This window comes from Streptomyces sp. NBC_01334 (assembly GCF_035983595.1).
GTDB lineage: Bacteria > Actinomycetota > Actinomycetes > Streptomycetales > Streptomycetaceae > Streptomyces > Streptomyces coriariae.
On the sequence record NZ_CP130718.1, the window covers coordinates 6,583,916 to 6,597,610 of the forward strand.

A 13,695-nucleotide genomic window follows, 5' to 3' on the forward strand; every position below is an offset into this window, starting at 1 on the left:
TGACGTGGTTCCGCCGAACACCGGCCGAGGGCCGTCCCCTGCAGCAGGGGGCGGCCCTCGGCCGTGCCGTGCAGCGGGATACGATCTCGCTCTTCACGCAATCTTCAGATCGAACTTTTTCGATTTTCTTGATCCCTAGGGGGGACTGAGTGGGTACACCCACGTCAGGGGGCGGTCGGCACAGACGCCGGATACGGATCGCGCTGCCCGTCGCCGCGGCCGGTCTGGCCGCCGCGGTCGCCGGTGCGCTGTTCCTGTCCTCGGCCGAGGCCGCCGAGACGCCACCGTCGCCGGCGCCCGCACGGACGATGTCGGCCGCGGAGCTCAAGGAGCGGGCCGCTGTCGCCGTCACCGGTGACGAGACACCGGGGGCGAGCGCCAAGGAGTCCCTGAGCGCGAGCGCAAGCCCGAGCAAGATCAATCCGAAGATCATCGGCGGCACCACGACGACGATCGCCACCGCGCCGTGGATGGCCCAGCTCTGGTACTCCGACGACCGGGGCACCGACACCACCGGCGACGACATCGGCTTCTTCTGCGGTGGCTCCGTGATCTCGCCGACGAAGATCCTCACCGCGGCGCACTGCGTCAAGGGCTACAACTGGTATGCCAACGGCTTCGTCATCACGGGCAGCACGCAGCTGCTGTCCGCCGACGGCAACGCGCACGGCGGCACCGTCTCGCTCCCCTCGCGGCAGTGGAACCACTGGTCGTACAGCGACACGACGCTCGACAACGACGTCGCCGTGCTGACGCTGGAGACGCCGGTCACGGCCACGCCGATCAAGATGACCACGAACACCGACAGCGCGTCGTACGCGACCGGCACCAAGGCCACGCTGTACGGCTGGGGCCGCACCAGCTCCGCCACGCAGGACATCTCCGACACCCTGAAGACGGCCGAGCTGCCGATCCAGTCGAACGCCACCTGCTCGGGCTACTACGGCGCCGAGTACCTCAAGGGGCACATGGTGTGCGCGGGCACGCCCGCCACCGGCAGCGACACGGGCACCACCACCGCCTGCAACGGCGACTCCGGCGGCCCGCTGATCGTCAAGAACGCGGCCGGCGAGAACCGCATCGTGGGTGTCGTGTCCTGGGGCGTGAAGGACTGCGTCGAGAGCGGCGCGTACAGCGTCTTCAGCAAGATCTCCACGTACGCCGCCAGCGCGTACCCGCGCATGGACGACACCAACCGCAACTACGACCACCTCGCCGACCTGTGGGTGCGCAACGCGTCCACCAAGGTCGCGCGCGACCTGTACTCCAAGGGCACCTCGCTGGCCGGCGGCGACTCCTGGGGCTCCATGAGCGCCTACAACCTCGTCGTCCAGACCGACCTGGACCGCGACGGCCACCAGGACCTGATCCTGCGCCGCACCTCGGACGGCGACGTCTTCTGGAAGCACTGGTTGCCTTCCAGCGGGACCTGGGCGACCAAGCTGATCGGCGACAACTGGAAGACCCGCACCCAGATCGTCGCCCCCGGCGACGTCACGGGCGACTACCTTCCGGACCTGCTCGCCGTGGACTCGGCCGGCGCGCTCTGGGTCTACCCGGGCAAGGGCAACGGCACCTTCTCCGCGCCCGTCAAGAACGGCACGGGCTGGAACGCGTACAACGTCGTGCGCGGTCACGGCGACTTCAGCTTCGACGGCAAGACGGACCTGATCGCCCGCGACAAGGCCACCGGCGCGGTCTACCTCTACAAGGGCAACGGCACCGCCACGAGCGCCTTCGCGGCCCGGATCAAGGTCGCGACCTGGAGCAACACCACGTACAACGTCATCGCCGCCGTCGGAGACGTCAACGGCGACGGTCTGGCCGACCTGCTGGCCCGCACTCCGGCAGGCACCCTGTACCTGTACAAGGGCACCGGAAAGGCCACCACTGCGATCTTTGCCACAAGGGTCTCACTCGGGACGTCTTTCAAGCAGTACGACCTGTTCGGCTGAGTCCGGCCGAACCCGCAGGTGAGCGGGGGTAGACCTCGCTCACCCGGGTCACGCGGCGTGCCCGGTCCGTCACGGACCGGGCACGACGCGTTGTGCAACCCTGTCCCGAGTTTCCCCGTCTGACCTGGCGGAGTGACGATGGTGAGGTTGCACGAGAACAGAGGAGCACATGTCCGCCGAGAGCACGCCGGAGCCCGGAACCCCGGGTGAGACCGGCACGACGAGCGGGGCGGCCGGCAGCAACGGTCCGCGCCACCGCAGGCAGCGTGGCCGACGCAAGGGGGTGCTGATCGCCGCGTGGACCGCCGCGGGCATCCTCGTGCTGGGCGGCACCGGTGTCGGCTACCTCTACTTCAAGCTCAACGGCAACATCAAGAGCGTCGACATCGACCAGGCCCTGGGCACCGACCGGCCCACCAAGGTCGACAACGGCTCCGAGAACATCCTCGTGCTCGGCTCGGACACCCGTTCCGGCGCCAACAAGAAGCTCGGCGGCGGCACGGACGACGGCAGCGCCCGCTCCGACACCGCGATGATCATCCACGTGTACGAGGGCCACAAGAAGGCCAGCGTGGTCTCCATACCGCGCGACACGCTCATAGACCGCCCCGCCTGCACCGACACCAGCGGTGTCACGCACGACGCCGCGTCCGACGTCATGTTCAACTCGGCGTACTCGACGGGTGGCGCCGCCTGCGCCGTGAAGACGGTCGAGTCGATCAGCGGCATCCGTATGGACCACTACCTGGAAGTCGACTTCTCCGGCTTCGAGGAGCTCATCGACGAACTCGGCGGCGTCGCGGTCACCACGACCAAGGCCATCGACGACCCCGACAGCCACCTGAACCTCAAGGCCGGCACGCACACGCTCACCGGCGAGCAGGCCCTCGGCCTGGTCCGCACCCGGCACGGCGTCGGCGACGGCTCCGACCTCGGCCGCATCCAGCTCCAGCAGGCCTTCATCAAGGCCCTGGTCAACCAGGTCAAGCATGTCGGCCTGTTCACCAGCGGCACCAAGCTGTACGACCTCGCCAACACCGCGACCAAGGCCGTCACGGCGGATTCCGAGCTCGGCTCGCTGAACTCCCTGATGTCCTTCGCGAACGGGCTCAAGGGCATCAGCGCGGACAACATGAACATGGTCACGATGCCGGTCCGGTACGACCCGTCCAACCTCAACCGGGTCATCGTCGCCGAGGCGAAGGCCAAGCAGGTGTGGACGGCCCTGAAGAACGACCGGCCCATCCCGAAGACCGCCACCGAGGGCACCGCCACGGGCGAGGCGGCGGGGGTCGTGACGTCGTCCTGACGGCCTTCGCGCAGCCCGGGGAATAGATCCCCCCGCCCCCCGGTTTTGGGGGATGCGGCCAGTCCTGGCAGACTGGTACGTCGGCCCCGGTTCACGTTGGTCGTATCCCGCGACAGCGACCCGGCGCCCTCCCGAAACTAGGAGACACCTTGAAGCGCGAAATCCACCCCGAGTACGTCGAGACGCAGGTCAGCTGCACCTGTGGCGCCTCGTTCACCACCCGTAGCACGATCGAGAGCGGTTCCATCCGCGCCGACGTCTGCTCCGAGTGCCACCCGTTCTACACGGGCAAGCAGAAGATCCTCGACACCGGTGGCCGTGTGGCCCGCTTCGAGGCCCGCTTCGGCAAGGCTTCCGCCGGCTCCACGAAGTAGCGAGCACCTCTTCGCCGGTCCGCGGCAGTGTCCCCGCCCAGGGGCACGGCCGGGACCGGCGTTTTTGGTCGCTTGCCCTTCCCCCACGTACGTCATTCAGGAGCGCATCATGTTCGAGGCCGTCGAGGAGCTGCTCGGAGAGCACGCCGACCTGGAGAAGAAGCTGGCCGACCCGTCGGTCCACTCCGACCAGGCCAACGCGCGCAAGCTGAACAAGCGCTACGCCGAGCTGACGCCCATCGTCGGCACGTACCGCTCCTGGAAGCAGACCGGCGACGATGTCGAGACCGCGCGCGAGTTCGCCTCCGCCGACCCGGACTTCGCCGCCGAGGTCAAGGAGCTGGAGAAGCAGCGCGAGGAGCTCACGGAGAAGCTGCGGCTGCTGCTCGTGCCCCGGGACCCGTCCGACGACAAGGACGTCATCCTCGAGATCAAGGCGGGCGCGGGCGGCGACGAGTCGGCCCTGTTCGCCGGCGACCTGCTGCGCATGTACCTCCGGTACGCCGAGCGCGTCGGCTGGAAGACCGAGATCATCGACGCGACCGAGTCCGAGCTGGGCGGCTACAAGGACGTCCAGGTCGCGGTGAAGACCAAGGGCGGACAGGGCGCCACCGAGCCCGGGCAGGGCGTCTGGGCGCGGATGAAGTACGAAGGCGGCGTGCACCGGGTGCAGCGGGTTCCCGCGACCGAGTCCCAGGGGCGGATCCACACCTCCGCCGCCGGTGTGCTCGTGACGCCCGAGGCCGAGGAGGTCGACGTCGAGATCAACGCGAACGACCTCCGCATCGACGTCTACCGGTCCTCCGGGCCCGGCGGGCAGTCCGTCAACACCACCGACTCCGCCGTGCGCATCACGCACATTCCCACCGGAGTCGTCGCCTCCTGCCAGAACGAGAAGAGCCAGTTGCAGAACAAGGAGCAGGCGATGCGTATCCTGCGCTCCAGGCTGCTCGCAGCGGCGCAGGAGGAAGCGGAGCGGGAGGCCGCCGACGCCCGCCGCAGCCAGGTCCGCACCGTCGACCGCTCCGAGAAGATCCGCACGTACAACTTCCCGGAGAACCGCATCTCGGACCACCGCGTCGGCTTCAAGTCGTACAACCTGGACCAGGTCCTGGACGGCGACCTCGACGCGGTGATCCAGGCCTGCGTCGACGCGGACTCGGCCGCCAAGCTCGCAGCCGCGTAAGCGTTGTAGGACGTACGCACGACGAGTACGACACGGAGGACTTGCGTGAACCTGCTGCTCGCAGAGGTGGCCCAGGCCACCCAGCGGCTGGCCGACGCCGGCGTGCCCTCGCCGCGCAACGACGCGGAGGAGCTCGCCGCGTTCGTGCACGGCGTGAAGCGCGGTGAACTCCACTCCGTGAAGAACTCCGACTTCGACGCCCGCTACTGGGAGACCATCGCCCGGCGGGAGCAGCGCGAGCCGCTCCAGCACATCACCGGGCGGGCCTTCTTCCGGTACCTGGAGCTCCAGGTCGGCCCCGGTGTCTTCGTACCGCGCCCCGAGACCGAGTCCGTGGTCGGCTGGGCCATAGACGCGGTACGCGCCATGGACGTCGTCGAGCCCCGCATCGTCGACCTGTGCACCGGCAGCGGCGCCATCGCGCTCGCCCTCGCCCAGGAGGTCCCGCGCTCGCGTGTGCACGCCGTGGAGCTGTCCGAGGACGCCCTGCGCTGGACGCGCAAGAACATGGAGGGGTCCAGGGTCGACCTGCGTCAGGGAGACGCCCTGGACGCCTTCCGCGACCTCGACGGCCAGGTCGACCTCGTCATCTCGAACCCCCCGTACATCCCGCTCACCGAATGGGAGTACGTGGCGCCCGAGGCGCGCGACTACGACCCCGAGCTCGCCCTGTTCTCGGGGGAGGACGGCCTCGACCTGATCCGCGGCATCGAGCGCACCGCGCACCGGCTGCTGCGTCCCGGCGGTGTCGTCGTCATCGAGCACGCCGACACCCAGGGCGGCCAGGTGCCGTGGATCTTCACCGAGGAGCGGGGCTGGGCCGACGCGGCCGACCACCCCGACCTCAACAAGCGCCCGCGCTTCGCGACCGCCCGCCGGGCGACGCCGTGAGCACCCCCCACACTTTCGACCCCCAGCAGTACGTGTACGAGGAGGCCCGCTAGATGGCACGGCGATACGACACCAACGACGCGACCGACCGCGTGACCGGTCTGCGCGAGGCCGCGTCCGCCGTCCGCCGTGGCGAGCTCGTGGTCCTCCCGACCGACACGGTGTACGGCATCGGCGCCGACGCGTTCTCCTCGGAGGCCGTCGCCGACCTGCTGGCGGCCAAGGGCCGGGGCCGCAACATGCCCACCCCTGTCCTCATCGGCTCCCCGAACACGCTGCACGGGCTCGTCACGGACTTCTCCGAGATGGCCTGGGAACTGGTCGACGCGTTCTGGCCGGGTGCGCTGACGCTCGTCGCCAAGCACCAGCCGTCCCTCCAGTGGGACCTGGGGGACACCCGCGGCACGGTCGCCGTCCGTATGCCGCTGCACCCGGTCGCCATCGAGCTGCTGACGGAGGTCGGTCCGATGGCGGTGTCGTCGGCGAACCTCACCGGGCACCCGGCGCCGGAGAACTGCGACTACGCCCAGGAGATGCTCGGCGACTCCGTCTCCGTCTACCTCGACGGCGGCCCGACCCCCGGCAACGTCCCCTCCTCGATCGTCGACGTCAGCCGTGAGGTGCCGCTGCTGCTGCGTGAGGGCGCGATCTCCGCGGACGAGCTGCGTAAGGTCGTACCCGACCTCGAGGTGGCGAATTGACAGCCCCTGACGCGGGGCGTGGCATAGGCAACGGGGAACGTGCCGCGGAACAGACGACGACGTTCGGGTTTCCGCGCGACAGCTTCCGCATCCTCCACGTCAGCACCGGCAACGTCTGCCGCTCGCCGATCACCGAGCGGCTGACCCGGCATTTCGTGTCGCAGCGGCTCGGGGTGCTGGGCCGTGGGCTGATCGTGGAGAGCGCGGGCACCTGGGGTCATGAGGGCGCGTCCATGGAGGCCAACGCGGAGACCGTGCTGGCCGACTTCGGCGCGGACGCCACCGGGTTCACCGGCCGCGAGCTCCTCGACGAGCACGTCATCATGGCCGACCTGGTCCTGACGGCGACGCGCGACCACCGCGCCCAGGTCATCTCCATGGGCCACTCGGCGGGCCTGCGCACCTTCACCCTGAAGGAGTTCACCCGCCTCGTGAACGCCATCGACCCGGCCACCCTCCCGCCGCTGGACGAAGGCGTGGTGATGCGCGCCCGGGCCCTGGTCCGCGCGGCGGCGGCGCTACGCGGGTGGCTGCTCGCCCCGACCCTCGAGGCGGACGAGGTCTACGACCCGTACGGGGCGCCCCTGCCGTTCTTCCGTTCGATCGGCGACGAGATACACCAGGCCCTGGATCCGGTGGTCACGGCCCTCACCGGTGTGCCCGCACGCGCCTGAAGGCGGCCGACGTCAGGCCCCGGGTTCGTCGGTGGTCACAGCGCTCACCGCACGGACCTGAAGGCGGCCGGCGTCGAGGATCGGGCTCCGGTCGGCACCGCTCTCACCGGGGTTCGCGCGAGGGCGTAGCGGCCGCGCGCGCCCCCGACCCCGGGCCTACATTGGACGTACGTCACCGTCGACGCCCGGAGCGCACCATGTCGGTCACCCATGTCCCCGAGGCCGATGTCCTGCGCCGGCAGGACCCCGAGCTGGCCGAGATCCTGCTCGGGGAACGGGAGCGGCAGGCGTCGACGCTCCAGTTGATCGCCGCCGAGAACTTCACCTCTCCCGCCGTGCTGGCCGCGCTCGGCTCGCCGCTCGCCAACAAGTACGCGGAGGGCTACCCGGGGGCCCGGCACCATGGCGGCTGCGAGATCGTCGACATCGCCGAGCGGATCGCCGTGGACCGCGCCAGGACGCTGTTCGGCGCCGAGCACGCCAACGTGCAGGCCCATTCGGGCTCCTCCGCGATGCTGGCCGCCTACGCCGCCCTGCTCCGGCCCGGCGACACCGTCCTGGCGCTGGGCCTGCCCGACGGCGGGCATCTCACGCACGGGTCGCCGGCCAACTTCTCCGGCCGCTGGTTCGACTTCATCCCCTACGGGGTGGACGCGGAGACCGGGCTCATCGATCACGAGCAGGTCCGCACGCTGGCCCGGGGGCACCGGCCCAAGGCGATCGTGTGCGGGTCCACCGCCTATCCGCGCCACATCGACTATCCCTTCTTCCGCGAGGTCGCCGACGAGACGGGCGCGTATCTGATCGCCGACGCCGCCCATCCCATCGGGCTCGTCGCCGGGGGAGCGGCGCCCAGTCCGGTGCCGTACGCGGACATCGTCTGCGCGACCACGCACAAGGTGCTCCGCGGGCCGCGCGGCGGGATGCTGCTGTGCGGCGGTGAGCTCGCCGAGCGGGTGGACCGGGCGGTCTTCCCGTTCACCCAGGGCGGCGCGCAGATGCACACCATCGCCGCGAAGGCGGTCGCGTTCGGCGAGGCGGCAACCCCGGCGTTCGGCGTGTACGCCCATCAGGTGGTCGCCAATGCGAGGGTTCTCGCGGCGGCCCTGGAGGGGGAGGGGCTGACCGTCACCACCGGTGGGACCGACACCCACCTCATCACCGCCGACCCGGCACCGCTCGGTGTCGACGGGCGCACCGCGCGCGGGCTGCTCGCGGCCGCCGGGATGGTCCTCGACTGCTGCGCCCTCCCGCATGTCTCGGGCACCGATGTCATCGCCGCGCACGCCCGTGGCCTGCGCCTGGGCACCGCGGCGCTGACCACGCAGGGCATGGGGGAGGAGGAGATGGCGCGGGTCGCGGCACTGCTGGCGGGGGTGCTGCGGGACGAGGTCGAGAGCAGGAAGGCCCGTGAGGAGGTGCGCGAGCTGGCGTCGGCGTTCCCGCCGTATCCGGGCTGAAACGGGGTAGGCGCGTCGCGTACACGCCCTCGTGCGCACCCCCGTGCGTCCCCGCGCACAGCCTCACGTGAAACCATCGTCACTACCCGGTTGTCCTTACACATATGCGCCGTGCGGTAGTCGATCGCTAGGGTGTGGGACTGAGATGGCCAGCGAGACCTGTGGGGAAGCCCGTGCGTGAATACCTGCTGACGCTCTGCATCACGGCCGCGGTGACGTATCTGCTGACAGGGCCGGTACGGAAGTTCGCGATCGTGGCCGGAGCGATGCCGGAGATCAGGGCCCGTGACGTGCACCGGGAACCCACTCCGCGGCTCGGCGGGATCGCCATGTTCTTCGGCCTGTGCGCCGGTCTGCTGGTCGCCGACCATCTCACCAACCTCAACGAGGTCTTCGAGAAGTCGAACGAGCCGCGCGCCCTGCTCTCGGGGGCCGCGCTGATCTGGCTGATCGGTGTCCTGGACGACAAGTTCGAGATCGACGCCCTGATCAAGCTGGGCGGCCAGATGATCGCCGCCGGCGTCATGGTCATGCAGGGTCTGACCATCCTGTGGCTGCCGGTGCCGCTGGTCGGCACGGTCGCGCTGACGCAGTGGCAGGGCACCCTGCTGACGGTCGCGCTGGTGGTCATCACGATCAACGCGGTCAACTTCGTGGACGGTCTCGACGGCCTGGCGGCGGGCATGGTGTGCATCGCCTCGGCGGCGTTCTTCATGTACGCCTACCGCATCTGGTACTCGTACGGCATCGAGGCCGCCGCCCCGGCGACGCTCTTCGCGGCGATCCTGATGGGCATGTGCCTGGGCTTCCTGCCGCACAACATGCATCCCGCGCGGATCTTCATGGGCGACTCAGGATCGATGCTGATCGGACTGGTGCTGGCGGCGGGCGCGATCTCCGTCACGGGGCAGGTCGACCCGGACATCATGCGGCTGTTCTCCGGCTCCGAGCGCAACGCGGTGCACCAGATGGTGCCGGTCTACATCCCGCTGCTGATGCCGTTGACGATCATCGCGATCCCGGCGGCCGACCTGATCCTGGCGATCGTGCGCCGTACCTGGCGCGGCCAGTCGCCGTTCGCCGCGGACCGCGGGCATCTGCACCACCGGCTGCTGGAGATCGGCCACTCGCACAGCCGCGCGGTGCTGATCATGTACTTCTGGTCGGCGCTGATCGCGTTCGGCGCGCTCACCTACTCCGTCAACGCGGCTTCCATGTGGATCGTCCTCGGTGTCGTGATCCTCAGCGCGATCGGTCTGGCGCTGCTCCTGCTGCCGCGCTTCCGGCCGCGCACGCCGCGCTGGGCCGAGGCCTTCGTGCCGCCGCGTTACCGGCGGCGGAGCGGCCTGTCGGCCGAGGCGCAGGAGGCTCGGGCTCCGGCGTCCCAGACGCAGGACTCCGAGGCGGCGGCCGGGCAGTACGGGCCGGCCGGCCCCGAGCAGCCCGCCGCCGGCGACGCGCAGAGCCCTGTGACGGTGGGGGTGGCAGGGGCGAACGGGGCCACCGCGATCGGTGGCCGAGGCAGCTCCAAGGTAAGAATCTGACTAGAGCATTGCCAAGTCGTGGGAGAACCGGTGCAGGGCAAAGCACCCCAATACCAGACAAGCCCTCCCGGTTTCTGCACAGACGCGCACTGTCACTCTCATGTGTGACAGTGGGCACACCTGCCAGGTAAAGACCTCATCAAATAGTTTGTGATACGGTTCACGAGAACCCCCCGGACAGAGCCGAAGGACCGCACTACGACGGTTCATTGGAGTGAGGTGGCGTGAGGTCTCTCGCCCCTCGGGCCGGGACTACGCTCGTCCATGACGACACCCTGCCCCCCTTGAATGCGGAGTTGCCGCCATGCAGTCCAACGACGTACGAACACTCCTGCACTGTGCCCTGCCCACCGCAACCGCGGGTGTGGCGGGAGTCGCGGTGAGTGCCGCCGTTGCCGGCGGCAAGGGAGCGCTCGGCGCCGTGTTCGGTGCGGCTCTCGTCCTGCTGTTCATGGGTGGCGGTCTGGTGGTGCTGCTGCGCACCGCGCGCCAGCTTCCCCATCTGTTCCAGTCGATGGGGCTGTTGCTCTACACCACCCAGATCCTGCTGCTGATGATCGTGCTGATCATGTTCAAGGGGACCTCGGTCTTCAACCCGAAATGCTTCGCCTTCACGCTGCTGGCGGCCACCCTGGTGTGGATCGCCGCCCAGGTGGTCTCGCACATGAAGGCCAAGGTCCTCTACGTCGAGCCGGATTCCGCTCGGGCGTCGTCGTGACCTGTAGGGCCGGTGTAAAGGGACTTCCGCTCTTTTGCTATGGTCTCGCCACAACTGCGGCAGAGCTGGCGCGGGCGGCAGTCGAGCCTGTGACGTCTCACGGTTCGGAGCCCAGTCGCCGCCCCCACATCCGCAAGTCCAGTCCAGTGCCGTCCCGCGGTCGCAGGCCGCGCCGACACATCGAGGTTGCCGTACCCATGCGCCACGCTGAAGGAGCTCGCGGTGAGTAACGCCAAGACGCTCGCCTTCGAGACCGACTGTCATATTTTCGACGGGTGCGGTTTCCCGACCCCCGGCCTGCACTCGTTCCTCTTCGAACCGCTCTTCACCGTCGGCGGCATCGAATTCAACAAGCCGATGCTGCTCTCGCTGGTGAGCACCGTCATCGTCATCGGATTCTTCTGGGCGGCCTTCAACAAGCCGAAGCTGATCCCCGGCAAGCTCCAGATGGTCGGCGAGGCGGGTTACGACTTCGTCCGTCGTGGCGTCGTCTACGAGACGATCGGCAAGCGCGAGGGCGAGAAGTACGTCCCGCTGATGTTCTCGCTGTTCTTCTTCATCTGGATCATGAACCTGTGGTCGATCGTCCCGATCGCGCAGTTCCCGGCCACCGCGGTCATCGCGTTCCCGGTCGGTCTCGCGGCTCTCGTCTACATCGTGTGGATGAGCGTGACGTTCAAGCGCCACGGTTTCATCGGTGGTTGGAAGAACATCACGGGCTACGACCCGTCGCTCGGCCCGGTGTTCCCGATGGTCATGTTCTTCGAGTTCCTGTCGAACGTGTTCATCCGGCCGTTCACCCACGCCGTCCGGCTCTTCGCCAACATGTTCGCCGGGCACGTCCTGATCCTGATCTTCACGATCGGGACCTGGTACCTGCTCAACGGCATCGGCATCGCCTACTCGGCGGTCTCGTTCCTGATGGTCATCGTGATGACGGTCTTCGAACTGTTCATCCAGGCCCTTCAGGCCTACGTCTTCATCCTCCTGTCCTGCAGCTACATCCAGGGCGCGCTCGCCAAGCACCACTGAGCACCTGATCAACATCCCCTGAACTTCCGGTGGCCAACCCCCACCGGCCTGTGTAAAGAGAAGGAAGTTACGGCATGTCCGCTCTCGACACCCTCGCCGCGGTCGAAATCAAGGGCAACCTCGCTGCCATCGGCTACGGTCTCGCGGCCATCGGCCCCGGCGTCGGCGTTGGCATCATCTTCGGTAACGGCACCCAGGCGCTGGCTCGCCAGCCCGAGGCCGCCGGCCTGATCCGTCAGAACCAGATCCTCGGCTTCGTCCTCTGTGAGGCGCTCGCCCTGATCGGTCTGGTCATGGGCTTCGTCTACCCGACGTCCTGATCCGGTCTACGCCGACGAGAGAATTCCACGGAAGGAACTGATGTGATCTCGCCCTTGCTGCAAATCGCGGCTGAGGAGGAGGCCCAGAATCCTCTGATCCCGGAGATCCCCGAGCTCGTCATCGGTCTGATCGCGTTCGCGATCGTGTTCTTCGTCCTGGGCAAGAAGCTCCTTCCGAACATCAACAAGGTTCTGGAAGAGCGTCGGGAAGCCATCGAGGGCGGGATCGAACAGGCCGAGATTGCTCGCACTGAGGCCCAGAGCGTTCTGGAGCAGTACAAGGCCCAGCTCGCCGAGGCCCGTCACGAGGCCGCGCGGCTGCGCCAGGAGGCGCAGGAGCAGGGCGCCGCACTCATCACCGAGATGCGTGCGGAAGGCCAGCGCCAGCGCGAGGAGATCGTCGCCGCCGGGCACAGCCAGATCGAGGCGGACCGCAAGGCCGCCGCGTCCGCGCTGCGTCAGGACGTCGGCAAGCTCGCCACCGATCTGGCCGGCAAGCTCGTCGGGGAGTCCCTCGACGACCACGCCCGCCAGAGCCGCGTCATCGACCGCTTCCTCGACGACCTCGAGGAGAAGGCCGAGGCGTCTCGATGACCGCACACGGAGCGAGCCGCGAGGCATTCGCAGCAGCCCGTGAGCGTCTCGACGCGCTGACGGACTCCACGTCCGTGGACGCGGCGCAGCTCGCCGACGAGCTGGCGGCAGTCACCGCGCTGCTCGACCGCGAGGTCTCGCTGCGTCGGGTCCTCACCGACCCGGCGCAGGCCGGCGAGGCCAAGGCCGAGCTGGTCCAGCGCCTGCTCGGCGCCCAGATCAGCGGTGCCACCGCCGACCTGGTGTCCGGCACGGTGCGTTCGCGCTGGTCGCAGTCCCGCGACCTGGTGGACGTGCTGGAGGAGCTGGCGAACATCGCCGACCTCACCGCCGCGCAGAAGGCCGGCAGGCTCGACAACGTCGAGGACGAGCTGTTCCGCTTCGGACGGATCGTCTCCTCGAACACCGAGCTGCGCGCCGCACTGACCAACCGGAAGGCCACCGCCTCGGCCAAGGGCGAGCTGCTGCGCAGCCTGCTCGGCGGCCGGGCCGACGCGGCCACCGAGCGACTGGTGACGCGCCTCGTGACCGCGCCCCGGGGACGTAGCCTGGAAGCGGGCCTCGAGTCCCTGTCCCGGCTCGCCGCGGAGCGCCGGGACCGCATGGTCGCCGTCGTCACCTCGGCGGTACCGCTGAGCGACCCGCAGAAGCAGCGCCTCGGCGCCGCCCTCGCCAAGCTCTACGGCCGCCCGATGCACCTCAACCTCGACGTGGACCCCGCGGTCCTCGGCGGGATCCGGGTGCAGGTCGGTGACGAAGTGATCAACGGCTCCCTCGCGGACCGCATCGAGGACGCCGCCCGCCGCATGGCGAACTAGCAGCAACTCAAGACCGCAGTACGAACTGATGGCGGCCCTGGTTGGGCCGTGCAGAGGATTCACCTCTTTCAGGGGGGAGTCCCCATCCCCCCAAAGTGAAACTTCGGGCCCAACAAGGA

At 68.8% G+C, this 13,695-nt stretch carries 14 protein-coding genes; all 14 read left to right on the forward strand.

Going from position 1 to position 13,695, the window contains the following annotated elements; all coding sequences use genetic code 11:
• Positions 1 to 149: 149 nt before the first annotated feature.
• Complete coding sequence (locus OG736_RS29720; RefSeq protein WP_327185108.1) at positions 150 to 1,955, forward strand: trypsin-like serine protease; 1,806 nt, start codon at positions 150 to 152, stop codon at positions 1,953 to 1,955.
• 169 nt (positions 1,956 to 2,124) lie between these two features.
• Positions 2,125 to 3,264: an LCP family protein gene (locus tag OG736_RS29725; protein ID WP_327185109.1), complete on the forward strand. Its 1,140-nt coding sequence runs from the start codon at positions 2,125 to 2,127 to the stop codon at positions 3,262 to 3,264.
• 149 nt (positions 3,265 to 3,413) lie between these two features.
• The gene (gene rpmE, locus OG736_RS29730; RefSeq protein WP_054239908.1) at positions 3,414 to 3,638 is read left to right on the forward strand and encodes a 50S ribosomal protein L31; all 225 of its coding nucleotides are present in this window, start codon (positions 3,414 to 3,416) and stop codon (positions 3,636 to 3,638) included.
• Positions 3,639 to 3,747: 109 nt separating this feature from the next.
• Entirely contained in the window at positions 3,748 to 4,824 is a 1,077-nt protein-coding gene (gene prfA, locus OG736_RS29735; RefSeq protein WP_020131189.1) for a peptide chain release factor 1, read from the forward strand.
• 45 nt (positions 4,825 to 4,869) lie between these two features.
• Positions 4,870 to 5,715 carry a peptide chain release factor N(5)-glutamine methyltransferase gene (gene prmC, locus OG736_RS29740; RefSeq protein WP_020131188.1) on the forward strand — a complete coding sequence of 282 codons (846 nt, stop codon included), beginning with the start codon at positions 4,870 to 4,872 and terminating at the stop codon, positions 5,713 to 5,715.
• Positions 5,716 to 5,768: 53 nt separating this feature from the next.
• Positions 5,769 to 6,416: an L-threonylcarbamoyladenylate synthase gene (locus OG736_RS29745; RefSeq protein WP_142266188.1), complete on the forward strand. Its 648-nt coding sequence runs from the start codon at positions 5,769 to 5,771 to the stop codon at positions 6,414 to 6,416.
• The gene (locus OG736_RS29750) at positions 6,413 to 7,090 is read left to right on the forward strand and encodes an arsenate reductase/protein-tyrosine-phosphatase family protein (protein ID WP_020131186.1); all 678 of its coding nucleotides are present in this window, start codon (positions 6,413 to 6,415) and stop codon (positions 7,088 to 7,090) included. Before OG736_RS29745 ends, OG736_RS29750 begins: the two co-directional genes overlap by 4 nt.
• Before the next feature lie 197 nt (positions 7,091 to 7,287).
• Positions 7,288 to 8,550, forward strand: coding sequence for a serine hydroxymethyltransferase (gene glyA, locus OG736_RS29755; RefSeq protein WP_327185110.1), 1,263 nt, complete (start codon positions 7,288 to 7,290; stop codon positions 8,548 to 8,550).
• 173 nt (positions 8,551 to 8,723) lie between these two features.
• Positions 8,724 to 10,094 (forward strand): MraY family glycosyltransferase, encoded by a 1,371-nt coding sequence (locus OG736_RS29760; RefSeq protein ID WP_327185111.1) that lies wholly within the window; start codon positions 8,724 to 8,726, stop codon positions 10,092 to 10,094.
• 304 nt (positions 10,095 to 10,398) lie between these two features.
• Entirely contained in the window at positions 10,399 to 10,812 is a 414-nt protein-coding gene (locus OG736_RS29765) for a Cg1360 family ATP-synthase-associated protein (protein ID WP_020131183.1), read from the forward strand.
• Between the two features lie 222 nt (positions 10,813 to 11,034).
• The gene (gene atpB, locus OG736_RS29770; RefSeq protein ID WP_020131182.1) at positions 11,035 to 11,844 is read left to right on the forward strand and encodes a F0F1 ATP synthase subunit A; all 810 of its coding nucleotides are present in this window, start codon (positions 11,035 to 11,037) and stop codon (positions 11,842 to 11,844) included.
• A 74-nt stretch (positions 11,845 to 11,918) separates the two neighbouring features.
• Positions 11,919 to 12,164: an ATP synthase subunit C-like protein gene (locus tag OG736_RS29775; protein ID WP_020131181.1), complete on the forward strand. Its 246-nt coding sequence runs from the start codon at positions 11,919 to 11,921 to the stop codon at positions 12,162 to 12,164.
• Positions 12,165 to 12,209: 45 nt separating this feature from the next.
• Complete coding sequence (locus OG736_RS29780; RefSeq protein WP_107095541.1) at positions 12,210 to 12,758, forward strand: F0F1 ATP synthase subunit B; 549 nt, start codon at positions 12,210 to 12,212, stop codon at positions 12,756 to 12,758.
• Positions 12,755 to 13,576: a F0F1 ATP synthase subunit delta gene (locus OG736_RS29785; protein ID WP_020131179.1), complete on the forward strand. Its 822-nt coding sequence runs from the start codon at positions 12,755 to 12,757 to the stop codon at positions 13,574 to 13,576. The genes OG736_RS29780 and OG736_RS29785 overlap by 4 nt, the downstream gene beginning before the upstream one ends.
• Positions 13,577 to 13,695: the final 119 nt, after the last annotated feature.